This window comes from Mesorhizobium sp. M1027 (assembly GCF_040318745.1).
In the GTDB taxonomy this organism is placed as follows: domain Bacteria; phylum Pseudomonadota; class Alphaproteobacteria; order Rhizobiales; family Rhizobiaceae; genus Mesorhizobium.
Genome location: NZ_JAMYMW010000007.1, coordinates 230,204 through 256,163, shown reverse-complemented (window position 1 = coordinate 256,163; position 25,960 = coordinate 230,204). Strand labels below are relative to the sequence as shown.

Genomic DNA, 25,960 nt, shown 5'->3' with positions numbered 1-25,960 from the left:
GAGAAAAGGTGCCGGGGCCCAAGCTGCCGATCTCCCCCCTTGCGGGGGAGATGTCCGGCAGGACAGAGGGGGGTGCCTCGCGCCCAACCGATCAATGACCTCCCGCCCCGCCATCGCATCCGACATCGCGACGCTCTTCGCCGCGCGCAACACCCATGCGGTCGAAGTCGCCGTGCTTCAGCCGGCCGACCCGTTCCTCGACATGGCCGGCGAGGATTTGCGGCGTCGCATCTTTCTCACTGAGAGCGAGACCGGGCAGACGCTTTGCCTGCGGCCGGAATTCACCATTCCGGTCTGCCTCGACCACATTGCCAGCCAGGCCGGCACGCCGCGCCGCTATTCCTATCTCGGCGAGGTGTTTCGCCAGCGCCGCGAGGGCGGCAACGAATTCTTCCAGGCCGGTATCGAGGACCTCGGCGACCGCGACACGGCCGCCGCCGACGCCCGCTCGCTGGCCGATGCGCATGCGCTGCTCTCGCTGGTGCTGCCCGGCCGCGAGCTGGTGGTCACGCTCGGCGACCAGACCATTTTCGAGGCGGTGCTGGCAGCACTCGGCCTGCCGCGCGGCTGGCGCATGCGGCTGGCGCGCGCCTTCGGCTCGGCGGCGATGCTGGAGGCAGCCCTTGCCGACCTCGCCAATCCGCCGCGCAACAGCCAGCTCGCCGGCGCGGTCGCCGCCCTTGTCCTTGATGGCGATCTGGACGCTCTTTCGGCGCATATCGCCGGCGGCATGGAAGAGGCCGGCCTGTCGGCAACGGCCGGGCGTTCGCCCTCCGAAATCGCGCGGCGCCTGGTCGAGAAGGCCGAATTGCGCAGCGTGCGGCTGTCGAACGAGGCATTTGCGGCGCTGAAGGGGTTTCTGGCGATCGACGTGCCGCTCGACAGCGCCGCCGGAGCGCTCGAAAGCTTTGCCGCCGATGCCGGCCTTTCGCTGGGCGCCGCGCTGGAGAATTTTGCCGCCCGCGCCGCGGCCATCGAAAGCCTCGGCCTGCCGATGTCTGAAATCCGCTACGACGCTGCCTTCGGCCGCCCGCTCGATTACTACACGGGCCTGGTCTTCGAGATCGCGGCGCAAGGCGGCGACCGGCCGCTCGCCGGTGGTGGCCGCTACGACCGGCTGCTGACGCTGCTCGGCGCAAAAACGCCGATCCCCGGCGTCGGTTTTTCCGTCTGGCTCGACCGCATCGAGGCGCTCCGGGAGAAGGCGCCATGATCACGCTGGCGCTGCCGTCGAAGGGCCGGCTCAAGGAGCAGGCGCTGGAGGTGCTGGCCAAGGCCGGGCTTGCCGTCAGCCTGCCCGGCGATGAGCGCAAATACCGCGCCCGTATCGATGGCATGGACGGCGTCGAGATAGCGTTCCTGTCGGCCTCCGAGATCGCGGGCGAAATCGGCCAGGGCTCGGTCGATCTCGGCATCACCGGCGAGGATCTGCTGCGCGAAAACCTTGCCGATTGCGAGGCGCGCGCCGAAATCATCGCCCGCCTCGGTTTCGGCAATGCCGATGTCGTCGTCGCCGTGCCCGACATCTGGCTCGATGTCGACACGATGGCCGATCTCGACGACGTCGCCGCCGACTTCCGCCAGCGCCATGGCCGGCGGCTCAGGATCGCCACCAAATACTGGCGCCTGACCCAGCAGTTCTTTTCGCAAAAGCACGGCATCCAGGTCTATCGCATCGTCGAAAGCCTGGGCGCCACCGAAGGCGCGCCGGCGGCCGGATTGGCCGATATCGTCGTCGACATCACCACGTCAGGCTCGACGCTGCGCGCCAACCATCTCAAAGTGCTGGCCGATGGCGTGATCCTGCGCTCGCAGGCCTGTCTCGTGGCGTCGAGGAAGATGCGCGCCGCGGCCGACGAGGCAACTTTGCGGGATATTGCAGCCAGGATGGCGTCGGTGGACGCAGGCTGACGCCGCCGATCTCCCCCCTTGAGGGGGAGATGTCGCCGAAGGCGACAGAGGGGGTCGGTACGTCTTGACGCGACTCTCCTGACCGACAGAACAGGCTGGAGCTCCACGCGTGGCGACCCCCTCTCGCCTGCCGGCCATTTCCCCCTCGAGGGGGGAGATAAGCAGCTACGCCGACCCGAAGCAATTTCCTGACATACAGCAATTTTGTTCTTGCTTTGTGCCGGCAGCTATGCTATTAATCTCGCTATGGTGCCAATTGGCCCTGAAGACCCGCCCGCCGAGGCGGGTTTTTTGTTTTCGGCCCTGACAGGCGAGTTCCAGCGCAAGCCCCACCATCGACGGGATTTCCACCACCCCGCCGGGCTGATAGGCTCGGCTGGTCTGCGGAGGACACGGCGATGCCGATCAATCTCGACGAGTTGAAGAATGCCACCAGCCTGCGCGGCAAGCGCGATGGCGGCTCGTTCATTGCGCCGGTCGACGGCACGGCGCATGTCTCGGGCGAGCGCAGCGTGCCGCTGCTCAACCTGACGATCCCGGCGCTGTTTGCCGATACGGTCAGCAAATACGGCACGCTCGATGCCGCTGTCTTCGTCGAGCAGGACAAGCGCTTTACCTGGGAGGAACTCTCGGAGACCGTCGATGCGCTGGCCGCCGGCTTCCTGGCGCTCGGCCTCGAGAAAGGCGACCGCGTCGGCATCTGGTCGCCGAACCGCTGGGAATGGCTGGTGACGCAATTCGCCACTGCCCGCATCGGCCTGATCCTGGTCAACATCAACCCGGCCTACCGGCTGGTCGAGCTGGAATATGCCTTGAACAAGGTGGCTTGCCGAGCGCTCGTCACCGCCGCCAAGTTCAGGAGTTCCGACTATCTCGGCATGATCGAGACGCTGGCGCCGGAGATCGCCACGGCCACCCCCGGCAAGCTCGACGCCAGCAAGCTGCCGGCGTTGAAGATCGTCATCCGCATGGACGAGGAGAGTTCGCCGGGCATGTTCAATTTCGCCGATGTGCTGGCGATGGCCGGGCGCGACGAGCATGACCGGCTCGACCGCATTTCCGACGGGCTGAAACCGGACGACGCCATCAATATCCAGTTCACTTCTGGCACGACCGGCGCGCCGAAGGGCGCGACGCTGACCCACAACAACATCGTCAACAACGGCAATTTCGTCACCGCGGCGATCCGGCTTACCGTCGACGACCTGCTGTGCATCCCGGTGCCGCTCTACCACTGCTTCGGCATGTCGATGGGCACGATGGGCTGCGTCACCAAGGGCGCGACCATGGTTTTCCCGAGCGAGGGGTTCGATGCCGGCGCCACGCTGAAGGCGGTGGCAATGGAACGCTGCACCGCGCTTTACGGCGTGCCGACCATGTTCGTCGGCCTGCTCGACCACCCGGAGTTCGCCTCCTTCGATCTCACCAGCCTGCGTACCGGCATCATGGCCGGCTCGCCATGCCCGATCGAGGTGATGAAGAAGGTGGTGTCGCTGATGCATATGGCTGAGGTGACCATTGCCTACGGCATGACCGAGACCAGCCCGGTGTCGTTCCAGAGCAGCGTCGACGACCCCTTGGAAAAGCGCGTCTCGACCGTCGGCCGCGTCCATCCGCATGTCGAGGTCAAGGCCATCGACGCCGAAGGCGCCACCGTCGCGGTCGGCGCGCCGGGCGAGCTCTGCACGCGGGGCTATTCGGTGATGAAGGGCTATTGGGACGACGAGCAGAAGACCCGCGAGGCCATCGACGCGGAGGGCTGGATGCACACCGGCGACCTCGCCACCATCGACGCAGACGGCTATTGCAACATCGTCGGCCGGGTCAAGGACATGGTCATCCGCGGCGGCGAGAACGTCTATCCGCGCGAGGTCGAGGAATTCCTCTATCGCCACCCCAAGATCAAGGAGGTGCAGGTGTTCGGCATTCCCGACCCGAAATATGGCGAGGAGCTGTGCGCCTGGATCGTGCTGAAGCCCGGCCAGATCACCACCGAGCAGGAGATCAAGGCCTTCTGCGCCGGCCAGATCGCCCATTTCAAGATCCCGCGCTACATCCGCTTCCGCACCGAATTGCCGATGACGGTGACCGGCAAGCCGCAGAAATTCCTGATGCGCCAGGCGATGATCGACGAACTGGGATTGGTGACGCAGAAGACGGCTTGAGAAGGCTTGCGTCTACGCGTGACGGAGGCGTTGTTTGGACAACATATTGAGGGGGGTGTTCCATGCGGATTGGGTTAGGCGTGCTTTTCTTGGCAACGCAGCTGGCAGCCACCGCGGCGCTGGCGCAGACGGCGGCCGAGCGTGAGGCCTGCCAGGCAGATTACCAGAGATTGTGCAAAGGCGTGCTGCCGGGCGGTGGCCGCGTCGTCAAATGCCTGGCCGGTCACATGAGCGAGCTGACGCCCGAATGCACGAAGGTCGTCAAGGCCAACACGCCCGGCTAGCGTGTGAGCTTGCCTGCGGATGACATGATGTTTCGGACCAGGGGACAGGCGAGGTGTGCGGGGGCAGGAGGATTCTTGCGAAGAGGACCCCCACCCCTGACCCTCCCCACAAGGGGGAGGGGGACTTTCGGTGGCGCCGACCTTTGCAAATTGCCTGCGTTTCGTCGCCAAAAGGAAAGCAAGGGCGCGCGGCAGCGTTCCTCCCCCTTGTGGGGAGGGTTAGGGTGTGGGTCCATTTTCGCAAGACTCCAATGCGATTGCCCTTCCCCTTGAAGGGGTGGGGTACGCTGCGATGGGGCTCGTGATGACCTGTCATATGCGATTCCTCTGGATGGTCGCGGTGCGCAACAGTGGTTGCAAATCGCCCTTCCACGGGATTCGCGGGAACGCAAAACGGTGACAATGAGTGGTTTCGCAAGATCGGCGATTTCCTACGGCATGCCGTTGGCCGCGCTGGCGATGGCTGTCGCGGTCAGGGCCAGCGGGGTGTCGGTGGACGAAGGGTCGCTGGGCACCAGGATATTTATTGGCGCGTTGTCGAGCGCGATCATGTTCATCACCATTTTCGTGGTGCTCGACCACGCCGAGGCGGTGGCCCGGCGGGTAGGCGAGCCGTACGGCACGTTGGTGCTGACCATCGCCGTGACCGCAATCGAAGTGTCGATCATCGTTTCCATCATGCTGCATGGCGCGAACAACCCGACGCTTGCACGCGAATCCGTGTTCTCGACGGTGATGATCACCTCCACCGGCGTCGTCGGCATGTGCCTGACGTTTGGCGGCTGGCGCCATCGCAAGCAGGCAATCGTGCGCCAAGGCACAAGCGCCTATCTGGCGGTTCTGGTCGCGCTGAGCGTCATGACGCTCATTCTGCCGACCTACACGCGAACCACCGATCCCGGCACGTTCTCGGCGGCTCAGCTTGGCTTCGTCAGCGTGCTTTCGGTGCTGCTGTATGCCGGTTTTCTGTTCGCGCAGACTGTCCGCCACCGCGACGATTTCATCGACGCACAAGCACACGGCGCCTCGACGCGAACCGACGCTCACGAAAGCGTCGCCGCCGGCGCTATTCTCCTGCTGATCGGGCTGATCGGCATTGTCATGCTGGCCGAACAGGTCGCGGCAAGCGTCGAAGATGCGCTCATTGCCTATGAGGTGCCGCAGGCCGACGCCATTGTCGGCGCGATGATCGCCGGGCTGGTGTTGATGCCGGAGGCGATTTCGGCGGTCCGTGCCGCACTCAACAACGAGCTGCAGCGCGGCCTGAACGTCGCCATGGGTTCGGCCTGCGCCACGATCGGCCTGACGATACCCGGCATCGCCGCCGCCAGCCTGCTCACAGGAAGAGGGCTGACCCTGGGGCTGCCGGCGACCGACACGGTGCTTTTGGTCCTGGCGCTTTTCATCTGCAATGTAAGCTTTAGCACCGAGAGAACGACGTTCCTGACCGGGCTGGTGCATCTGGTGGTGTTTTTTACCTGGGTGTTTTTGATATTTGTGCCGTGAGGGGGTGGGGGGCGCAGATGGACTAGAACGCCGCCTTGTAGATGGCGAAGCGGATCGTACCGGCTGTCGGCGTGCAGCGCTGTCAATCAGGCTTGGTGCTATATTATTGCAGTGACCCTGCCCGACGCATCGAGGCGACAACTGACTTGCGCCTGCCGGACTTCGATGCCGCCTTCTCTTGCGTAGTCTATTCGCACCTCGATCGGCGCCGTGATTGCACCCCGACGCTGACGCAAGGCGCCTGCGCTTGCCGCGTGGACACGGACGGCGCCCAGCGGCGTTGCAGCGGCCATGATCGCCGCGCGGCAGGCTCGCACGACCGCAACAGGCGTACCGGGTTTCGCTGTCAGTGGCCCCAGAGATCCAAACGGATACCCCTTGGTGAAGTCACCCTCACCGGCTTTGGAAGGCCTGAGGACGGGTGGCAGCACGATGAATTGCCTGGCGGTCTTGGCAGAGGCAGGGGCCGTCGCTGCAGTCGAACTGTCGGGTGCGGTAGCCGCCTCGTTTTCGGCGGACGGATCGTCGCCCACACTGGCACTTGTGCTTGTGTCACCAACGTTGCCGCTGGCACCAACGCCTGCGTCGACTGACCCGTCATCTGCACCGACCGAAGCTCCAACATTTGCTCCGCCTACGCCGTCGACGCTCGTGCCCGCCCCGACAGATACGCCTTGCGAACCGGCGCTCACTCCAGCACCGACTCCGACACCGCCGGCGCTACCGCCCACGCCTCCTTCAAGTGCCGAGGCAGGCCCAATTGTAGTCCCGATCACCAACGCAGCTGCGACATACTTGTTCATAGTCGTCTCCCCTGCGGCTTTCGCTCACTAGTCTTCACTCGCGCGGCTCGAGCTTTTTGATGGCCGTGTTGGAAGCAATGCTGCGGGAAGAGGTATGGTTGCCAGCAGAGCAGTTTGCGGCGACTTTTGGACCTTCACTCTCTGTTTTTCCGGCAAGCCCGGTTTACGGGCTGGTTTGGCGCCCGAACGCGATAACCTACTTGCAAGTGCACTCGCGGGGGTACGTGTTTTCGGCGCGCGCTCCACAGCCGCAGTCCGACGCTTACCCTTGACAGTATCAATTGCCTCACGCGCCGCACTGAGGCTGCGGGCTAGGCCGATAGCCCTTTCACGCTCTTGGTCGAGCGCCGCACTCAATGCTACCGAATTCTGCTTTAAAGCATCGCGTTCCTGGCGAACAATATCGAGGTCACGTACAGCTGAATCTGCTCGTTCGCGTCCCAATTCAAGCGTTTCTCGAACCTGCTTTAGAGCGGCCTCGGCCACCTGTCGGTCCCTTATGGCGTTGGCCTGCTCGACGGCTGCCAGATTTGCGCCTGTCTTCAGAGCATCGATAGTTTGGCGAGCCGTGGCAAGTTCTTGTTCCAAGAGCTCAACCTTGTGCCGCTCGTCATCAAGCGCTCGCTTCGCAGCAAGCTGGGAGGCTTCCATAGAGGGGTGCGCGCCAAGCGCGGCGGCCTGCTCGCTGTTCCAGAGACTGGCTTCAGCTCTGTAGCTTTCGATAACGCGCTGCGCCGTCTCCAGATCGAGCGCGAGCGCTTCGTCTGTTCGCTGCTGCTCTTTTAGGGCTTGTGCTTGCTGAGCCACCGTGTCTGCCAGCACGTGTGCTTGGGCGCTTAGCTCACGTATGCTGCGCTGCATGACGTCTAGCTCCGCTCGTGCTGCGGCCAATTCGCGGCGTAAAGCCACTTCATGCTCGCCCAGGCGCGTTTGCGCACCCTCCTTGAGTGCCTGTGTTTCGCTGAGCACCAGCTCTCTAGATAGACAGGATCCGAGCGCGCTCGGTTGTGGCTTGCCCGGTTCTTTGTCGACCTTGGTATGTTCGGAAACCACGACCGACGAGCTGTCGTTAGCCATGGCAACCGCTGGCGCTTCGGGCGCCAACTGACCATTTGCCGGAGATGCCAACAGCAGAACGAGGCATAGCGGAATGAGGGACGGCACGCCGTTATACCCCCTGCCGCTTATCTGGTGAGGTAAAATCAATGGCCGTCGTTTAATAAAGGTGAAGTCACAGCGGAGACATTTTGACCTGGTAGTCTGCACATGATTCATCACTGAACCTCAACGATCGCAGCCCTCACCGCTATTGTATTCTCCACTTACTGCACGCCGCGGCGCCGTGGATGCCGCACCAAAAAGATCAATGCTAGTGAAGCACCCTCGGCAACGCCAAAGCGCGGATTCGCGCAAAGGCTGTTTCGTATTTCCTTAGTTGTCATCATTCGAACAAACGGAACTTTCGGCTTTCGGGATGACCATCTTCTCTCCCCAACGGCTGTGATGCGGCGCAAAGCAGCCATTCAGGCTGCGAAGGTCGACCTCGGGTCACACCAGACTTTCCATTTCACGGTACGGCGCATCTCCCCCTCCAATGCCGCCGCCTCCGACCGACGAATATTTGTTGCCAGTTTCACACCTCGTCGTGCTGGATCTTGTCGCGACGCCAAGCACCGTCCATGACTGCCGCACCGTTCGCAGATCTCTGCCGCCAGCGGAACCGACCGCCATCCAACCGGTTAATCGGTATGAAGCTTCCACCAACCCCAAGGGCGCACCATGAGCATTCTGCAAACCACGAAGAAAGCCGTCGAGCAGGTCACTGGTATCGCCAGACCGGACAGGCGAGAGGTTGCCGACCTCCTGAGGCCGCGCAAACCAAACGCGTTTCGGTTCAGCGATGATGGCCTGGTGCCCAACCATCCGTTCTGGCCGCTTGTCGTCTATCGCGGCGCTGTGAAGCTGCCCGAAGACTTCGATCCGGCGGCCGTCATGGAGGCGCTTTTCGAAGCAAATGGCTGGGGCGATAGCTGGCGCAACGGCATCTACGGTTACGTCCACTACCATTCGCGCATCCACGAGGTGCTGGGCGTTGCGCGCGGCACGGCCAAGGTCCGCTTTGGCGGCAGCAAGGGACGAACGCTGTCGCTGAAGGCCGGCGACGTCGCGGTGCTTCCGGCCGGCACCGGGCACCAGCGTCTTTCCGCATCCGACGATTTTCTGGTCGTCGGCGCCTATCCTCCATCCGGCACCTATGACCTGTGTACGACCGCTGCCGATCATGACAGGGCGGTCGTCACGATCCCCAGGGTCGGCCGGCCGCGCAAGGACCCTGTCTACGGAAGCAAAGGCCCGTTGCTCGCAGCCTGGGAAAAAGGTTGAAGTCGTCCCTTTCGAAGGGGGCCTGCGGGTCCGCTTCGGGGCTAACCGGACTCAACATGCGCCGCTCTACGCCGCCAGCACCGCCGCATCCAGCCCGCGGATGATCTTGGCCAGTTCGACGCATTCGTCGTGGCGCACCTTGTTGCGCCGCCAAGCGAGACAGATCGTGCGCTGCGGCATCGGCTCCTGGAAAGGCACGATCTTCAGGTCGGGGATAGTGCTGGCCGGCCCTGCCGCCATTTCCGGGATGAGCGTGACGCCGAGCCCGTGCGCCACCATCTGCAAGAGCGTCGTCAGGCTGGTCGCGCCGTAGCTTGCCATCGCCACCGGCCGCACGCTGCCGCAGACGGCGAGCGCCTGTTCGCGCAGGCAATGGCCTTCCTCCAGCAGCATCAGCCTTTCCAGCGCGGGGCTTTCCGGCGGCACCGGCGGTGAGGCGAAGGCGGGGTCGCCGGCCGGCACGGCAAGGAAGAACCGGTCCGAGAAAAGTTCTTCGGTGACCAGGCCCGGGTAATCGAGGGGCAGTGCCGCGACGAAGGCGTCGAGCTTTCCCGAGTTGGTGTCGTCGACCAGCGACGCAGTCACCGCCTCGCGCAGTTCCAGCTGTAAGGCCGGGAAATGCCGTTTCAGCTCCGGCAGCACATGCGGCAGGAGATAGGGCGCCACCGTCGGGATGATGCCGAGCCGGAAGCGGCCTTCCAGCGCCGGGCGGCCGCGCCGGGCCGTCGCCTCGACGTCGCGGACGTCGGCAAGAATGCGCTCGATGCGCGGCAGCAAGCCCTGCGCCTCGTCGGTCATCCGCACCGCCTTGCCGCCGCGCTCGAACAGACGACAATTGAGCCGCAGCTCCATCTCGGCGATCTGCGAAGACAGCGCCGGCTGGCTGACGCCAGCGAGCTTGGCGGCGCGGCCGAAATGCAGCGTCTGCGCCAGCGCCTCGAAATAATGCATCTGCCGGACGGTCAAACCGATCATAAGAAAAACCTATCAGAATAAACAGCAAAGGCAATTTGTGTTTATCGGCCGGGCAGGCTAGTCTGGAACCATTCCAGGATGGCGCGGCTCGCTGGCCCTGCCCGGAAAATCAACAAAATCCCGGAAAATCAACAAATCGGAGGCAAAGATGGACGCGAAAACCGACGACAACAGCGCCGGCAAATGCCCGGTCCCACATGGATCGGCCAGGAGGAGCAACCGTGACTGGTGGCCAAACCAGCTCGACCTTGGCGTCCTCCACCAGCAGTCCAGCCTCTCGGATCCGATGGACGAGGACTTCGACTACGCCAAGGAATTCAAGAGCCTCGATCTCGATGCGGTGATCGGGGATCTGCACCAGGTGATGACCGATTCGCAGGATTGGTGGCCGGCCGATTTCGGCCATTACGGCCCGCTCTTCATCCGCATGGCCTGGCACAGCGCCGGCACCTATCGCATCGGCGACGGCCGTGGCGGCGCCGGCGCCGGTCAGCAGCGTTTCGCGCCGCTCAACAGCTGGCCGGACAACGCCAATCTCGACAAGGCGCGCCGGCTGCTGTGGCCGGTCAAGCAGAAATACGGCAGGAAGATCTCCTGGGCCGACCTGTTGATCCTCACCGGCAACGTCGCGCTGGAATCGATGGGCTTCAAGACCTTCGGCTTCGCCGGCGGCCGCGCCGACGTCTGGGAGCCCGAGCAGGACGTGGACTGGGGATCGGAAACCAAGTGGCTCGCCGACGAGCGCTATTCCGGCGACCGCGAACTTCACGGCCATCTAGGCGCCGTGCAGATGGGGCTGATCTACGTCAACCCGGAAGGGCCGAACGGCACGCCCGATCCATTGGCTGCGGCGCGCGACATCCGCGAAACCTTCGCTCGCATGGCCATGAACGATGAGGAAACCGTGGCGCTCATCGCCGGCGGTCACACCTTCGGCAAGACCCACGGCGCCGGTGATGCATCGCTGGTCGGCCCGGAGCCGGAAGGCGCCGGCATCGAGGCGCAGGGCCTCGGCTGGTCGAGCAAGCACGCCACCGGCATTGCCGGTGACGCCATCACCTCGGGCCTCGAGGTGACCTGGACCACGACGCCGACCAAATGGAGCAACAACTTCTTCGACAATCTGTTCAACTACGAATGGGAGCTGACCAAGAGCCCGGCCGGCGCCCATCAGTGGACGCCCAAGGGCGGCGCCGGTGCAGGCACCGTGCCGGACGCCCACGATCCGTCGAAGCGTCGCGCCCCGGCGATGCTGACCACCGACCTCGCTTTGCGCGTCGACCCGGCCTATGAGAAGATCTCGCGGCGCTTCCATCAGAATCCTGATCAGTTCGCCGATGCCTTCGCCCGTGCCTGGTTCAAGCTGACCCATCGCGACATGGGTCCGGCCGTCCGCTATCTCGGCCCGCTCGTGCCGAAGGAAGAGCTGATCTGGCAGGATCCGATACCGCCAGTCGACCACGAACTGGTCAGCGAGCAGGATATCGCCTCGCTGAAGGCGAAGATCCTGGCCTCCGGCGTGTCCGTCTCAGAACTGGTCTCGACCGCCTGGGCCTCGGCCTCGACTTTCCGCGGCTCCGACAAGCGTGGCGGCGCCAACGGCGCCCGCATCCGCTTGGCGCCGCAGAAGGATTGGGAGGTCAACCAGCCGGCGCAACTGGCCAAGGTGCTCGAAAAGCTCGAAGGCATCCAGAGCGAGTTAAACGCAGCGCAGTTCGGCGGCAAGAAGATCTCGCTTGCCGACCTTATCGTCCTCGGCGGCGTAGCGGCGATCGAGAAGGCGGCGAAAGACGGCGGCCATGACGTGGGGGTGCCGTTCACGCCAGGCCGCATGGACGCCTCGCAGGAACAGACGGATGTCCAGTCCTTCGCCGCGCTCGAGCCGAAAGTCGATGGCTTCCGCAATTATGTCAGGGGCAAGCCGCCGATGTCGGTCGAAGCGATGCTGGTCGATCGGGCGCAGCTGCTGACCTTGACGGCGCCGGAGATGACGGTGCTCGTTGGCGGGTTGCGGGTGCTCGGCGCCAACACCGGTCAGTCGAAGCACGGGGTGTTCACCGACAGGCCGGGCACGTTGACCAACGATTTCTTCGTCAACCTGCTCTCCATGAACACTGTCTGGGATCCGGCGGCCGGCTCCGATGAAGTCTATGAAGCGCGCGACCGCAAGACCGGGGCGGTCAAGTGGACCGGCACCCGCGCGGATCTGATCTTCGGCTCGCATGCGCAGCTGCGGGCGCTGGCCGAGGTCTACGGGTCGGCGGACGCCGGGCAGAAGTTCGTCAGGGATTTCGTCGCGGCGTGGACCAAGGTGATGAACGCCGACCGTTTTGACCTGGCGGCCTGATCCGGGCATACGAATTTCTCGACGCAACAAAAAAGGCGCGGGCCTCGACCCGCGCCTTTTTTCGTTGGGCTTCCGAAAAGTCAGTCCTTCTCGAAGATACCGGCCTTGGCAACCACGCCGGCAATGGCGCCGCCGATCAGCGGCGCGACGATGAACAGCCACAGCTGGCCGATCGCCGCAGTTCCCGAAAACAGCGCCGGTCCGATCGAACGGGCCGGGTTGAGCGATGTGCCGGTCACCGGGATGATGGCGAAGTGCAGGCCGGCCAGCGTCAGGCCGATTACGAGGCCGGCGAAGGCCGTGGTGTGCTTGGCGTTGGTGACGCCGAGGATCACCGTGACAAAGGTGAAGGTGCCGATCAGCTCCCACAGCAAGGCCGAGCTGACGCCCCATTTCGTCACATCCCAGCCATTGGCGCCGAAGCCGCCGGTGTGGCCGCCGACCTGTCCGGAGACGATGATCCACAGTGCCAGCGACGCGATGATGGCGCCGATGACCTGCGCGATCCAATAGGGAATGACATCCCTGGCCGGCATCCGCCCGGCGAGGAACACACCGAGCGTCACCGCCGGATTGAGGTGCGCGCCCGAAATCGGGCCGATCGCATAGGCCGCCGCGATCAGGCCGATGCCGAACGCCAGACCGATACCTTCCTGGCCAAGCGGCAGCGCGCCGCCGAAGCCGCCCGTCACCACCGAAGCCGTGCCGATGAACACCAATAGAAACGTGCCTAGAACTTCCGCCAGATAAGTCTTCATTGCCCTCTCCTCGTATCGACCCGCGGCTCCGCCTTTTCTGCGACGCGAATCACCGCGCAAAGAGTATTCGCAACCGGAAAACTTGGAAAGCAGAGCAGTTTCGCAAGCCGCTATGCTTGTGAGCGCCAGACATGCACATTAGAGACTTGTAATGTATTGATGAATTGTTTGGTTACGCATGCCGGCGCCCGCTTGGTGGCGGCGGCTCGCGATGCACCAACCCACACTCGTCACCCCTTGCATGGATTGTCTCGCCGTCGGGGAAACAGAACTGTTTCAATCAGGACACGAAAAGCTCTAAGAGCAGGGCCGGATTTTGTTTTGCTGAGTAATGGAAGACGACAATGAGACTGGGCGGGCGGCTGGCGGCAGCCATTGAAGTGCTTGACGACATTGGCCGGCGCCACCGGCCGGTGGCCGATGCGCTGAAGGACTGGGGCCTGTCGCACCGCTTCGCCGGTGGCGGCGACCGCGCCGCGATCGGCAACATCGTCTATGACGCGCTGCGCCGCAAGCGCTCGGCCGGCTGGCTGCTCGGCGAGGACACGCCGCGCGCCATCGGCTTCGGCGCGCTGCTGCTCGAATGGGGCCAGACGGCGCAGTCGCTGAACGAGGTGCTCGAGGGCGACAGGTTCGCGCCGCCGCTGCTTACCGCCGACGAACTGACAACGCTCGGCGGTCGCCGGCTCGCCGATGCGCCGCCGGCTGTCAGGGCAGACATCCCCGACTGGTGCATGCCGCTGTTCGAGCGCGCGTTCGGCATGGCCTGGGTGGAAGAGGGTGCCGCGCTGGCGACACGCCCGCCGCTCGACCTCAGGGTCAATACGCTCAAGGCCGATCGCGGCAAGGTGCTGGCCGAGTTGGCGGAGACCGGCGCCAAGCCTGCGCGGATCGCGCCGCACGGCATCCGCATCCCGCCGATCGAAGGCGACGGCAGGCATCCGAACGTGCAGGCCGAGCCGGCCTTCCAGAAAGGCTGGTTCGAGGTTCAGGACGAGGGTTCGCAGATTGCGGCCGAACTGGCCGGCGCCGAACCTGGAATGCAGGTGCTCGATTTTTGCGCCGGCGCCGGCGGCAAGACGCTGGCGCTCTCCGCGGCGATGGACAATCGCGGCCAAATCTTCGCCCACGACGCCGAGAAGGCCAGGCTGGCGCCGATCTTCGACCGCATCCGCCGCTCGGAAAACCGCAATGTGCAGATCGTCACCAGGCCGGCCGAACTCGCGCCGCTCGGCAGGCATATGGACATCGTCCTGATCGATGCGCCCTGCACCGGCAGCGGCACGTGGCGGCGCCGGCCGGATGCCAAATGGCGGCTGACACAGAGGCAGCTCGACGCGCGCAAGGGCGAGCAGGAGACGATACTCGATGCCGCCAGCGACTTCGTCAAACCCGGCGGCCTGCTGGTCTACATCACCTGTTCGGTGTTCGACGAGGAAAATGGCGACCAGGTTTCGGCGTTCCGGGACCGCCATCCCGGTTTTGTCCCTGTCGATCACCGCCAGCTTTGGGACAGCCGTTTTGCGGGCCGCGAAGCGGTCATGCGGATAGGCGCTGCGGGCGGCATTTCGCTGTCACCGTTGCTGAGCGGCACCGACGGTTTCTATTTCTGCGCGCTGCGCCGCGCCGGCTGAACCATTGCCATGGACACAGAGCCGGGGCCGAATGCTGCAGTGCAGCATTTGCGATTGCCTGTCGCCCACCCCTCTGCGATAAATGACTTTGCAATAAGATTTGCCGAGAAACGAAGGGCGACGGCCATGGCAGCAAAGATCGTTCCTGCTCCCGATTATGAGGACCGCGTCAGGACGTCCTTTGCGCGCCAGAATGCGATGATGACGATTGGCGCCGAGCTGACGCTGGTGACGCCCGGCATCATCGAGATCGAAATGCCCTATTCTGCGGCACTGACCCAGCAGCATGGCTTTCTCCATGCCGGCGTCATTTCGACGGCTCTCGACTCGGCCTGCGGCTATGCGGCATTCTCGCTGATGCCGGAAAATTCCGGTGTGCTGACCATCGAGTTCAAGGTCAATCTGCTGGCGCCGGGCCGGGGCGAGCGTTTCCTGTTCCGCGGCTCGGTGACCAAGCCCGGCCGCACCATCATCGTCGCCGACGGCCAGGCCTATGCGTTCGCCGTCGATGGCGAGGCCAAGCTGATTGCCACAATGACCGGAACGATGATGACAGTGCTCGGCCGCGACGGTATCGAAGGCTGAGGAACGGGCAGGGGAGGATCGACGATCATGGCCGGCAAGGCACCTGGTGAGCTCACCCCGATCTCCGGCAAGTCCGTTCTCTTCGTCATGGCAGCCGAAGCCGAATACGGTCCACACCTGCAGCGGCTGTTCACGCCCCTGATGACCGGCGTCGGACCGGTCGAGGCCGGCGTCGGACTCAGCGCCGAACTGTCCCGGCTGCATGCCGGGATGGCGCTGCCCGATCTCGTCGTGTCGCTCGGGTCGGCAGGCAGCCGGACGCTGGAGCAGACGGAAATCTACCAGGCCGTTTCAGTCGCCTACCGCGACATGGACGCCTCGCCCCTGGGGTTCGAGAAGGGCGCCACGCCGTTCCTCGACCTGCCTGTCAGCGTGCCGCTGCCGTTCAGAGTTCCTGGCATCGGGCAAGCGACGCTGTCGACCGGTGCGGCAATCGTCACCGGCGCCGCCTACGACGCGATCGCGGCCGACATGGTCGATATGGAGACCTTCGCCTGCCTGCGCGCCTGCCAGCTGTTCGACGTGCCGCTTATCGGCCTGCGCGGCATTTCCGACGGGGCAGCCGATCTGAGGCATGTCGGCGACTGGACCGAATATCTGCACATCATCGACGAGAAGCTGGCCGCGGCGGTTCAGCTGCTGGAACAGGCGATCGCCTCCGGCGCGATCGAGTTTGATCTGTCGCGTGAAGATGCGGAATCGGAATGAGAGAGAGGCCTCGCAACCCATTGCGCCGACTCGTTTCTTTCTCTAAACGCTCGCCATGAAAACAGCCAATCATCCCGACACCGTCCTGATTGTCGATTTCGGCAGCCAGTTTACCCAGCTGATCGCCCGCCGCATCCGCGAGGCCGGCGTCTTTTCCGAGATCGTGCCCTTCCAGTCGGCCGAGGCGGCGTTCAAGCGCATCAATCCGAGGGCGGTGATCCTGTCCGGCGGCCCGGCCTCGACCGCCGACATCGGCAGTCCGCGCGCGCCGCAGATCGTCTTCGACGCCGGCGTGCCGGTGCTCGGCATCTGCTATGGCCAGATGGCGATGTGCGTGCAGATGGGCGGCGTCGCCGAAAGCTCCGATCATCGCGAATTCGGCCGCGCCTTCGTCGAGATCGCCAAGGACAGCCCGTTGTTCGAGGGCCTGTGGGCGCCCGGCCAGCGCCACCAGGTGTGGATGAGCCATGGCGACCGCGTCATCTCCCTGCCCAAGGGGTTCGAGGTGCTCGGAAAATCGGAGGGCTCGCCCTTCGCCATCTTCGGCAATGTCGAGCGCAAGATGTACGGCCTCATGTTCCACCCCGAAGTGGTGCATACGCCGGACGGCGCCAGACTGCTCCAAAACTTCGTCCACAACATCGCCGGTATTGAGGGCGACTGGACGATGCGCGCTTACCGCGAGCACGCGGTCGAGACGATCCGCAAGCAGGTCGGCAAGGGCAAGGTGATCTGCGCGCTTTCAGGCGGCGTCGATTCCTCTGTCGCAGCACTCCTGATCCACGAGGCCGTCGGCGACCAGCTTACCTGCATCCTCGTCGACCACGGGCTGATGCGCAAGGACGAGGCATCAGGCGTGGTGGAGATGTTTCGCCAGCATTACAATCTGCCCCTCATCCTGGTCGACGCTGCGGACCGTTTCATCGGCGCGCTCGAGGGCGAGTCGGACCCCGAGAAGAAGCGCAAGACCATCGGGCGGTTGTTCATCGAGGTGTTCGAGGAGGAGGCCGAGAAGCTCGGCGGCGCCGATTTTCTGGCGCAAGGCACCCTCTATCCCGATGTCATCGAAAGCGTCTCTTTCAGCGGCGGCCCGTCGGTGACGATCAAGTCGCACCATAATGTCGGCGGCTTGCCCGAACGCATGAACATGCAGCTGGTCGAGCCGCTGCGCGAATTGTTCAAGGACGAGGTGAGGGCGCTTGGCAAGGAGCTCGGCCTGCCCGACAGCTTCATCGGCCGGCATCCGTTCCCCGGTCCCGGTCTCGCCATCCGCTGTCCGGGTGGCATCACCCGCGAGAAGCTGGAGATCCTGCGCGAGGCCGACGCCATCTATCTCGACGAGATCCGCAAGGCCGGCCTGTACGACGCCATCTGGCAGGCTTTCGCCGTGCTGCTGCCGGTGCAGACCGTCGGCGTGATGGGCGACGGCCGCACCTACGAGTTCGTCTGCGCGCTGCGCGCCGTCACCTCGGTCGACGGCATGACGGCGGATTTCTACCACTACGACATGGCCTTCCTCGGTGCCGCCGCTACGCGCATCATCAACGAAGTGCGCGGCATCAACCGCGTCGTCTACGACGTGACGAGCAAGCCCCCAGGTACAATCGAGTGGGAGTGACGAGGCGTATTGTGGCGTAGAGCAGGGCGTTACAGCGCAGCTGAGGAACGTGTTCGTTTCAGCGAAGGCGTTCGATTGTCATCGATGGATCGCTGAGAGGAGACATTTTTCGATGCCAGCCGTGCGCACACGCTGGCTGCTTGCGGTAGCAACATTCGTGAGTGGGATATTGGCAGGAACCGTTGTTCGACCGAGCGTTGGTTGGTGGACCTGCATGGCACGTTCCTGGCGCCGAGGCCTGGGCTCAATTCAGTCGGCAGGCGGATCTCGGAACAGGCTTGATCGCATGGCCTTTCAGCGAGAATTGATGGGCCCGCTGGACCAAACGATCCATAAATTGCATCTGCAATCAGTGGACTATCAAGCCAGTCATGCCATTCACTTACAGCCCGCTGTCCAACGATAATAGTCGCGTTGATGTCAATGCGAGTATCCAAAATATCAAGCAAGTACTCCTTCGCGGCCTCGTCTAGGCTATCCGCCCGCGTGGTCGTTGCCACCGTGCGCGGCGATGAACATGGCGACGGCCGACCGGCAATAGGATTCGATTTCGCTGTCGTCCTCTGCTCTCGCCTCATCGAAGCGTGCGACAATCAGGAGATCGGATCCTTTGAAAAGCGCGGCAAACAAGCGGGCGGACCGGAGAGGATCGGGCACGTTCAGAACCGCCTTCGCGTGCAACTGACGCAACAGGGCCTCGATTTGGGCGATGACATGGGCGGGACCGGCTTCGTAATGGAGCTTGCTTAACGACTTTTGATTCGTCTTGTCGGCCATGATCATGGCTTCGACACTGCGGACGTCCGGGCTCAACAGCGTGCGAAGCAGGGATGATCCCACCGCCATGAGCTGATCTTCGGCCGAACCGTCGAGGCCTTCAAAAAGGGCCTGTGGTGCAAACTGATGGCAGCGGGTCGCGATGGCCGCGCTGAACAGCGCCTCCTTGTTCTCGAAGTGCCGATAGATGCTGAGCTTGGATATCTTCGCCCGCTGGGCGACCTTGTCCAATGTCGTCGCTTGAAAACCCAATTCCACAAAGAGTTCGCACGCGGCGTCGACTATCGTTTGGCCAAGCGCCTCGTTGGCGGGCCGGCCGCGCCGGCCCTGGCTGTTTTCGGTCACGACAATTCCAGTACTTGACAGTATCCTAATACTTGCATTATGATACCATGTAGTATCTGAAATGTGCAAGCCAATAGGTAGGTTTCAACCTGTCCTCCAAATCAAGTTTCCCGGGGCGCCCGGCGATATCGAATGCGGCATTGTCCGGCCGGTCAACACAGTGATGGGCGACTTTCTCGTCGAAGCCGAAGCCCTGCTCGCTGCCCGTCTCGAGCGCGTATCGCTGGACGATATTTTGCGCCAGGCCCAGCCCAACCCCCTCCATCCACAACACGGAGTTTATCACCATGGATGACGTCATCATCATCGGCGGCAGCTTTGCCGGTCTCGCCGGCGCCCTGCAGCTCGGCCGTGCCCGCCGCAAGGTCACCGTTCTCGATACCGGCCTGCCGCGCAATCGCTTCGCCGGCCACTCGCATGGCCTGCTCGGTCACGATCACAAGCCACCGCTGGACATCCTGGCCGAGGCGCGGCAGCAGCTGGCGCGTTATCCCACGATCAGGCTGGTCAGTGCCCGTGCGGACAGCGTCTCCGGCGCCATCGACGATTTCTCCGTCCTCACTGGCGATGGCGAAAGCCTTGGGGCGCGCCGCCTGATCCTGAGCTATGGCGTCGCCGACCAGATGCCTGACGTTCGGGGCTTTGCCGAAGGGTGGGGCACGTCCATCGTGCCCTGTCCCTATTGCGACGGCTTTGAAGTCGCCGGCCAGCATTGGGGCCTTGTCTGGTCCGGCCCGCAGTCGCACAATTATGTCAGGCTGTACCACGATTGGACCGACACGTTGACGCTCTTCGCCGATGGTCACGACATTCCACCCGATATCCGGGCCGATCTGGCGCGCCGCAACATACCTGTCGTCGATGGCCGGATCACCGAGATCGCCCATCACGGGGGCCATATTGCCACCGTCAATCTCGATACCGGCCGCAATGTCGCCGTCGACATCCTGTTCGCCCATCCGCGCAACAAGCCGTCCGCAAGCCTGCATGAATCACTGGGCCTCGCCACGGTGGATACGCCCCTCGGCATCGCCCTCAAGGTCGACGAGCGCCGCGAAACCAGCATGCCCGGCATCTACGCCGCCGGCGACCTCGCCAACCCCCTCATGGCCTCGGTCGCCACGGCATCATCGCACGGCGCGATGGCGGGTATCTTCGCCCAGCAGTCGATGCTGGTTTGAGAGCACAGATTCCCTTCTCCGGTTGCCGCGGGCCATCATATTATGAAGGTTGCGGGCCGGTGCCACGGAACGCGGGCCCCCTCTCCCCTGAGGGGCGTCTTTGGCCGGTCAGCCGTCTCGAAGGGGCAGTTGAGCAAAACGATTCCCAGGCTCAGGCCGGTCCGCAAACCGTCCCAAAAGACCCACAGGTTTTCCACAGGTTATTCAACCTCCCCCGGCCCCCTCCGGGAAGAAGTTCAGCAAGCGAGGGCGCGGCATTGAACCTTGAACCGTGCTGTCGCGCCCTCGGAGCGGGTGGGTCTTGAGGTGTCCAGTTTATGCTGCCGGGAGTGTCCAGTTTGCACTGCCAGCGGTATCCAGTTCACCTACAAAACGGAGAGGGGATGGCGCCTGGATGACGCTGCCGCGGCGGGTCGCGTTGTGGCGCGCTGTGCTATGAAAGTTAGTGACGGGTACTTTCTTCGTTCGCTGTGAAACCACCTGAGTTGCCCAAAGTGGGTCCGGAAAGGCGATCGACTTCGATAGATGCCGAAACCGCACAAAAAATTTTCGTGCTATTTTTCCCTCGGAAATCAAGACTGTAACGTTTTGACGGCCCATAGGTCGGCTTCTCAATTCTATTGGTCCGCGCTTCCCACGTCAGCGCACTTTCACGTCGCCTGTTCGCTTGTTATCGATGTGAACTGGATTTTTGTTGGCAGCGTCCGATCCGCTCTTTACGTGATCGATAAAGGCTCGCAGTTTCGGCATCATTTGATGGCGGCTGGGATAATAGAGAAACACGCCCGGCGCTATCGGCGCGAACCGCTCCAGAACGCGCACGAGTTTTCCGGCTTTCACTGGCCCAGCTGAGATCGGCGCAGGCACTTGCGCGAGCCCCATGCCCTCCACTGCCGCGCCAAGTACGGTGGGAAAGTCGTGGGCGACGAGCGGTCCCGAGATGAGCGCCTCGACCGGCTTGTTGCCGTTGACAAAGGACCAAGGCGCGATCGACCCGTTCGAGCGGCGCATGCGCAGGCAGGCATGCTCACGCAGATCTTCGATACGCTCCGGCCGCCCCTGCCGGCGTAGATACTCGGGGCTGCCCACGACGACGAGCGGAAACGGCGGCGTGAGCCGCACCGCGATCATGTCCGCTGCGATGAACTGACCGAGCCGGATGCCTGCGTCAAATCCTCCGGCCGCGATATCGACCAGTTCCTCACTCGCGGCGATCTCCACCTCGACCTCGGGATTGGCTTGGCAGAAGGATGCGATCAGTGGCTCCAGCAGGATCGGCACCACCGCGCGCGGTACCGAGAGACGCAATAGTCCAGCCGGCCGCTGCCCGAGGTCACGCGCGGCCTCGCTTGCGGCGACGAGCTCCTCGAAGGCGGGCTTTGCGCGCGACAAGAAACGTTCGCCGGCCTCGGTCAGACCGACGCTGCGTGTTGTGCGGATGAAGAGTGCTGCGCCGAGGCGCGCCTCGAGCGCGCGTACCGCCTGGCTGATCGCCGATGGAGTCACCCCGAGTTCCGCGGCTGCTCTGCGAAAGCTGCGGTGCTGAGCAACGCTCAGGAATGCCTCGACGCCGTCGAGCGCGCCTTGCCTCACTGTGAAGTTCTGCTTCATGGCCCATCAATATTATCGCGGATAGTCGCTTACCGGAAGCGATCCTAGATTTGATGGGCAAATCCTGAATGGAGATTTCCCGATGGCCGAGCCGTCACCCACCCAATCCCAGACCTCCACCGCAACGACCACTGGCGTGTTTGCACTGTTGACGGCAAAGCCCGGCGTGAAGCGCGAGCAGGTTATGGCCGCTATACCCGCTGAGATACGCGCGACGGTCCAACTCTATCTTGAAGGCAAAATCCGCGAATGGCACTCGCGGGAAGACGGCAGAGGCGCCGTCTTCCTTCTGAACGTCAAAGACGTGGCTGAGGCGAGTTCGATCATGGAGGCCCTGCCGCTCGCTCAAGAGAATCTGATGGATCACGAGTACATTCCCGTCGGTCCGCTGATGCCATTGCGCCTGCTATTGGGAGCCAGTCAGCCAAGCAATAACTCGGCAGACCGTGAACCCAGCGTTTAGTGCATGAATCTCGGCGCTGGGGCGAAGTCTCATGGAAGGCCAGCTCGGCATTCTGACTCCGGTGTTCGAGGCCGCGTCAATCAACATCCGATTTGAGAAAGCATATGGAAGGACCGCTGATGCCCGTCGCCGCTGTTCCCGCTGGTATCGTGTTCCGAATGTGCTGAACAGCGCAGGCGCCGGCGCTTATCCCGATGTGCTGACCCCGGCTTCATGGTGCCATGCTCGATCCTGCTGCACACGCTGTCACTGCGCCAGTTAATCCGGCGCAGCCGGGCGGAAACGGCGCGGTATTCTGATAGCGGTGCTTGAGGCCGCATGAATCAAGTCGCTATAGGAGATTTCATGTCACCGGCAACGATCTTCGACATTCAACTTGTTCTGGGCTACGTGCCGTGGCTCATCTGCTTCGGTGTGTATTTCTGGCCCAGGCTCAAGTCGATGGACCGCGTTGAGGCGCAGCGCGCCATCGCGATCCTGCACGCTTTCCGCTTTTTTGGGCTGGTCTTTATCCTTCCGGGCGTTGTCGGCCCCGATCTGCCCGCTGGCTTTGCAGAGTTCGCCGCATATGGCGACTTCGCAACAGGACTGCTGGCCATCCTGGCGCTTCTCACGATCAGGGCGCGCTTCTTCTTCTGGCCACTCGTGCTTGCTTACAACATTGTGGGGATAGTCGATCTCTTCGTCGATTATTATCACGGCACCGTGTTCAATCTTGCGGCGCTTTCGACTTGGCGAATTTTCCCTTTATATTCAAGATCGAAAATGTCTGACGAAGGGGACGAATGCATCGAATTTTTCGCCGCCTGCGCGATGCCAGCTTTGCAATCAGCATGGCGGTCAGGCTTCTGGCGCTACCACCGTTCCGACTGTGCGGCCGAACTATCCTCGACGAGGACATTTGATTGCGGCCCACCGCGCACGTCGGCCTCAGAATGCGTTTCCGAATGCGGTAGTGCTCCAGCGTAGAATGGCGCGCAAAAAGGTGGTTGAGGCGGACGCGCACGACGAGACACCTCGGTTGGTCGTATTGTCAATGAGGTTGATGATGGTCTCGTAGGTCCGCAGAGGGCGGCGACGACCTCGTCGGGGTTCTCTTCCGCGTAGTGAAGAGCCAAGCGGCCGACCGCGAGATCGACGACTTCATGACCGTCCCACGCGCGCCCAGGGTGATAAGAAGCTCGTCCAGTTGCTCGAACGTCTCGACCATTGCATCCGCCGCCCCGGTGCCGGCAGCGTCGAGAACTTCCTTCGAGGGATAGAGCTCGTGCAGGACCAGCAGCGTCTTGCCACCTTTTTCCTCGAAGGTCACCGTGGTCACGGGCCCACCCTCACCATCTTCCTCATTGGTCCAGACGAGGCGCGAGTGCGCTGTCACTTCGAGGTACGTGCCGAAGAACACCATAGCATCGGGTTCGAACTCGAGACGGTACTTGCCCCCGACACGAACATCCATTTCGCAGGAACGCAGGAGCATGCCCATCGACTTCGGCACCCACCACTGCTTGAACAGCTCGGGCTTGGTCCACGCCTCGAACACGATGCGCGCCGGGGCGTCAAAGGTACGCGTAACGACTAGCTCACGCTCGGACTTCCGTTCCACCGTCGTGCGGTTCTTCATGGGGGTAGGCTCACTCTCACTTCCTGCGTCCATCGACCTTCTCCTTCTGTTTCAGTTCCTCGATAACCTTATCCAGCTCGTCGAAGCGTGCGTCCCAGAGCTGGTTGTACCTCTCGATCCATGCCGCCTCTTCCTCTAGTCGGCGCAGGCCGAGCTTGCAGGTCCGCACGCGTCCGACCTTCTCCGTGGTGACGAGCCCCGCCTGCTCCAAGACGCCGACATGCTTTTTCATGCCCGTGAGGGTCATGTGGAACTTCTCGGCAAGGTCCGTGATCGAAGCGTCTGCACGTCCGAGCTGCTCCAGAACGCCGCGTCGGGTGGCGTCCGAGAGCGCGGCGAACGAGGCATCGAAGCGGGTCCGAGCATACTGAACCATGTGGTTCAGTATGTAACACATGGATTAGCGGCATTCAAGGGGAGACCGAGCGCGCGCTGCGTTGGTTCTCCATTGAGTGTAGAAAAAATTGCGCCGTTAGATCAGTGCGTTGCCATATTCAAGAACAATCGAGTGGGAGTGAGGGGCGTGCTGTGGAGTAAAGTAGGATAGGATATCGCGCTGTAGGCGATACCAGCACAGCAAAAGTAGCCGATAGTTCTCAATTCGCGATGACTGGGATCAGCCGGCATTAGCGTCGGCTCCGATGATACAAACCCTCGACTGCAGAGGTCACGTTCCGAGGGTTTGTATCAAATCCGGCTGTGCCTGGTGTGGGGCGGGCGCGACCAGCATTCCTTGTCGAGCGCCTTCGACTATGGCTAGTTCCGCGATGCCTTCTTTGGTTTCGCGGCCAAGTCCGGGACGCTTCGTGAAAGAGATCGCCGATGTCGTGTCGCCCTAACGCAGCAATAACCGAGCACAGCGCACCGCACCCGGCCAGAGTTCTTTGGAGCTGCCCTTGTCGCCGTGGGCGGGACTCTCGCCACGGTCAATCAGAAGGCATATGCAATGACAACAACATCTCAAGCTAGTCGTTATTCGCGCGGTCTTGAAATCTTACGGCAGATTGGCGGAGAGAATTTCGACGCGCCGATTAATAGTCTTGCCGAGACATCCGTCGACCTTTCTCGTTTCACCGTAGAATACCCATACGGAGACGTTCTATCGCGGCCAGGTCTCGACCTCCCATTGCGTCAGCTGTGCACTATTTCAATGCTGCTTGCCGACGGAAGCGCCCAGCCGCAGTTGAAGTTTCATATGGCGGGCTTCCTCAACGCCGGCGGCGAGCCGAAGGCGCTCATCGAACTCATGTTTATATCTGTAGCGCTCCTCGGCTTCCCGCCAACGGTAAATGCGATCGGCCTTATTCGTGCGGTGTTCGCTGAGCGCAAGCTCGCTTTTGAACCCATCGAGCCCTCCGCAGGCGATGGATCGACACGCCGACAGGCCGGGTTGGAGGCGCTCGACCGGCTCTCTGGAGGCGATGTGCAGGCATATTTCGATGGCTTTGCTGCCGGTTCGCCTGACCTCGCGCAACTCTCCATCGAGTTCGCCTTTGGTGAAATGCTGGCGCGCGACGGCCTCGACCAAAAAGCCAAACTGTTAGCAATCATCTCGATGCTTGCTGCCAGCGGCAATCGTGCGGCGGCGCTCCGTCTTCATCTCGCCGGCGCGCTTGCCCATGGCGTGACGCGAGAGGAAATCATCGAGGTGCTGATCCAGCTCAGCGTCTATCGGGGTTTTCCGGCAGCGCTCAACGCTTTCGCCGTCGCCAAGGATATCTTCGCTGCCGGGTCGCCAACGATTGCGGCAAACGTGCCCCCACCCGCCGTGGTCGAGAGCCGCGCAGACCGGTTGGAACGCGGGCGTGCTACGCTTGCAAAGACGTCCGGTTCATCGGGCGATGCCGTGGTCCGCAGTTTCGATGATGTCGCACCTGATCTCGGTCGAATGATCGTCGAGCATTCTTATGGTGAGGTGTTCTCGCGGAGCGGAATCGACATGAAGTCTCGGGAACTCAGCGCCTGCGCTGCTCTAGCAGCCGTTGGGTCTGCCACGGCAGAGATTCCGCTTCGCGTGCACATCAACGCCGCGTTGAACGTTGGCGCGACGCGGGAAGAAATCCTGGAAACGCTCATAAACCTCACTCCTTACAGCGGCTATCCCGCGACACAGCAGGCGGTTCGTATCGCAGCCGAGGAATTCTCTAAGCGCGGTTAGTCCCAAAAGGGCAGATCACCTCAGGGGCTTTCAAAACGGCTGACGACGGCCGATAACGGCGGAGCGGACGTAGGAGAGGCCGTCGCGAAACGGTCTCTCTCGCCCATGCGCTTTACTGCTGACGGTCA

General features: G+C 62.9%; 22 protein-coding genes and 1 pseudogene. 15 read left to right on the top strand and 8 right to left on the bottom strand.

The genetic code is table 11. The features are described 5' to 3' along the window. Positions 1-94 precede the first annotated feature (94 nt). The 5 genes from NKH50_RS15885 to NKH50_RS15865 all read left to right on the top strand — a co-directional run bounded on the left by NKH50_RS15885 (position 95) and on the right by NKH50_RS15865 (position 5,866). Positions 95-1,213 (top strand): ATP phosphoribosyltransferase regulatory subunit, encoded by a 1,119-nt coding sequence (locus NKH50_RS15885; RefSeq protein WP_352751556.1) that lies wholly within the window; start codon positions 95-97, stop codon positions 1,211-1,213. After that, positions 1,210-1,911 (top strand): ATP phosphoribosyltransferase, encoded by a 702-nt coding sequence (hisG, locus tag NKH50_RS15880; protein ID WP_352879728.1) that lies wholly within the window; start codon positions 1,210-1,212, stop codon positions 1,909-1,911. The genes NKH50_RS15885 and hisG overlap by 4 nt, the downstream gene beginning before the upstream one ends. Before the next feature lie 398 nt (positions 1,912-2,309). After that, on the top strand, positions 2,310-4,076 hold the full coding sequence (locus tag NKH50_RS15875; RefSeq protein WP_352751559.1) for an AMP-binding protein: 1,767 nt from the start codon (positions 2,310-2,312) through the stop codon (positions 4,074-4,076). Positions 4,077-4,156: 80 nt separating this feature from the next. After that, positions 4,157-4,360 carry a cysteine rich repeat-containing protein gene (locus NKH50_RS15870; RefSeq protein ID WP_352688493.1) on the top strand — a complete coding sequence of 68 codons (204 nt, stop codon included), beginning with the start codon at positions 4,157-4,159 and terminating at the stop codon, positions 4,358-4,360. Positions 4,361-4,762: 402 nt separating this feature from the next. Continuing rightward, entirely contained in the window at positions 4,763-5,866 is a 1,104-nt protein-coding gene (locus NKH50_RS15865; RefSeq protein ID WP_352879725.1) for a calcium:cation antiporter, read from the top strand. Positions 5,867-6,696: 830 nt separating this feature from the next. Here NKH50_RS15865 and NKH50_RS15855 read toward each other — a convergent pair. Beyond that, positions 6,697-7,944: a coiled-coil domain-containing protein gene (locus NKH50_RS15855; RefSeq protein ID WP_352737296.1), complete on the bottom strand. Its 1,248-nt coding sequence runs from the start codon at positions 7,942-7,944 to the stop codon at positions 6,697-6,699. Between the two features lie 504 nt (positions 7,945-8,448). Between NKH50_RS15855 and NKH50_RS15850 the strand changes: the two genes are divergently transcribed. After that, positions 8,449-9,051, top strand: coding sequence for a cupin domain-containing protein (locus tag NKH50_RS15850; protein WP_352688499.1), 603 nt, complete (start codon positions 8,449-8,451; stop codon positions 9,049-9,051). Positions 9,052-9,117: 66 nt separating this feature from the next. On the opposite strand, the gene NKH50_RS15845 is transcribed toward NKH50_RS15850, so the two are convergent. Next, positions 9,118-10,026, bottom strand: coding sequence for a hydrogen peroxide-inducible genes activator (locus NKH50_RS15845; RefSeq protein ID WP_352737295.1), 909 nt, complete (start codon positions 10,024-10,026; stop codon positions 9,118-9,120). 148 nt (positions 10,027-10,174) lie between these two features. Here NKH50_RS15845 and katG point away from each other — a divergent pair, with 148 nt between their 5' ends. Continuing rightward, on the top strand, positions 10,175-12,373 hold the full coding sequence (katG, locus tag NKH50_RS15840) for a catalase/peroxidase HPI (protein ID WP_352879722.1): 2,199 nt from the start codon (positions 10,175-10,177) through the stop codon (positions 12,371-12,373). Positions 12,374-12,453: 80 nt separating this feature from the next. Here the strand turns inward: katG and NKH50_RS15835 are convergent, their stop codons facing one another. After that, complete coding sequence (locus NKH50_RS15835) at positions 12,454-13,131, bottom strand: MIP/aquaporin family protein (RefSeq protein ID WP_254819333.1); 678 nt, start codon at positions 13,129-13,131, stop codon at positions 12,454-12,456. 344 nt (positions 13,132-13,475) lie between these two features. On the opposite strand from NKH50_RS15835, the gene NKH50_RS15830 reads away from it, so the two are divergent. From NKH50_RS15830 to guaA, 4 genes are all read left to right on the top strand, one after another. Next, entirely contained in the window at positions 13,476-14,765 is a 1,290-nt protein-coding gene (locus NKH50_RS15830) for an RsmB/NOP family class I SAM-dependent RNA methyltransferase (RefSeq protein WP_352737294.1), read from the top strand. 126 nt (positions 14,766-14,891) lie between these two features. Beyond that, entirely contained in the window at positions 14,892-15,350 is a 459-nt protein-coding gene (locus tag NKH50_RS15825) for a PaaI family thioesterase (protein WP_023677140.1), read from the top strand. A 27-nt stretch (positions 15,351-15,377) separates the two neighbouring features. Next, positions 15,378-16,058 (top strand): 5'-methylthioadenosine/S-adenosylhomocysteine nucleosidase, encoded by a 681-nt coding sequence (locus tag NKH50_RS15820; protein WP_352737293.1) that lies wholly within the window; start codon positions 15,378-15,380, stop codon positions 16,056-16,058. A gap of 55 nt (positions 16,059-16,113) precedes the next feature. Further along, positions 16,114-17,676, top strand: a complete 1,563-nt coding sequence (gene guaA / locus NKH50_RS15815) for a glutamine-hydrolyzing GMP synthase (RefSeq protein WP_254819336.1) — start codon at positions 16,114-16,116, stop codon at positions 17,674-17,676. 474 nt (positions 17,677-18,150) lie between these two features. On the opposite strand, the gene NKH50_RS15810 is transcribed toward guaA, so the two are convergent. Both NKH50_RS15810 and NKH50_RS15805 read right to left on the bottom strand, forming a co-directional pair. Beyond that, positions 18,151-18,798, bottom strand: coding sequence for a TetR/AcrR family transcriptional regulator (locus NKH50_RS15810; RefSeq protein ID WP_352879719.1), 648 nt, complete (start codon positions 18,796-18,798; stop codon positions 18,151-18,153). Positions 18,799-18,835: 37 nt separating this feature from the next. Further along, positions 18,836-19,105 carry a hypothetical protein gene (locus NKH50_RS15805; protein ID WP_352879717.1) on the bottom strand — a complete coding sequence of 90 codons (270 nt, stop codon included), beginning with the start codon at positions 19,103-19,105 and terminating at the stop codon, positions 18,836-18,838. Here NKH50_RS15805 and NKH50_RS15800 point away from each other — a divergent pair. Next, positions 19,086-19,979, top strand: a complete 894-nt coding sequence (locus NKH50_RS15800; RefSeq protein ID WP_352879715.1) for an NAD(P)/FAD-dependent oxidoreductase — start codon at positions 19,086-19,088, stop codon at positions 19,977-19,979. The two genes, NKH50_RS15805 and NKH50_RS15800, sit on opposite strands and share 20 nt — an antisense overlap. A 639-nt stretch (positions 19,980-20,618) precedes the next feature. On the opposite strand, the gene NKH50_RS15795 is transcribed toward NKH50_RS15800, so the two are convergent. Continuing rightward, positions 20,619-21,590 carry a LysR family transcriptional regulator gene (locus NKH50_RS15795; RefSeq protein WP_352506870.1) on the bottom strand — a complete coding sequence of 324 codons (972 nt, stop codon included), beginning with the start codon at positions 21,588-21,590 and terminating at the stop codon, positions 20,619-20,621. A gap of 82 nt (positions 21,591-21,672) precedes the next feature. Between NKH50_RS15795 and NKH50_RS15790 the strand changes: the two genes are divergently transcribed. Beyond that, positions 21,673-22,053, top strand: a complete 381-nt coding sequence (locus tag NKH50_RS15790; protein WP_352702016.1) for a hypothetical protein — start codon at positions 21,673-21,675, stop codon at positions 22,051-22,053. A 345-nt stretch (positions 22,054-22,398) separates the two neighbouring features. Then, complete coding sequence (locus NKH50_RS15785) at positions 22,399-23,022, top strand: DUF8737 domain-containing protein (RefSeq protein ID WP_352879712.1); 624 nt, start codon at positions 22,399-22,401, stop codon at positions 23,020-23,022. A 190-nt stretch (positions 23,023-23,212) separates the two neighbouring features. Here NKH50_RS15785 and NKH50_RS15780 read toward each other — a convergent pair. Both NKH50_RS15780 and NKH50_RS15775 read right to left on the bottom strand, forming a co-directional pair. Next, positions 23,213-23,707: pseudogene (locus NKH50_RS15780) on the bottom strand (SRPBCC domain-containing protein); the annotation flags it as partial. Next, complete coding sequence (locus tag NKH50_RS15775) at positions 23,691-24,050, bottom strand: ArsR/SmtB family transcription factor (protein ID WP_352506866.1); 360 nt, start codon at positions 24,048-24,050, stop codon at positions 23,691-23,693. The gene NKH50_RS15775 and the pseudogene NKH50_RS15780, both read right to left, overlap by 17 nt. A 570-nt stretch (positions 24,051-24,620) precedes the next feature. Between NKH50_RS15775 and NKH50_RS15770 the strand changes: the two genes are divergently transcribed. Beyond that, positions 24,621-25,832, top strand: a complete 1,212-nt coding sequence (locus NKH50_RS15770) for a carboxymuconolactone decarboxylase family protein (protein ID WP_254818895.1) — start codon at positions 24,621-24,623, stop codon at positions 25,830-25,832. The last annotated feature ends 128 nt before the right edge of the window (positions 25,833-25,960 follow it).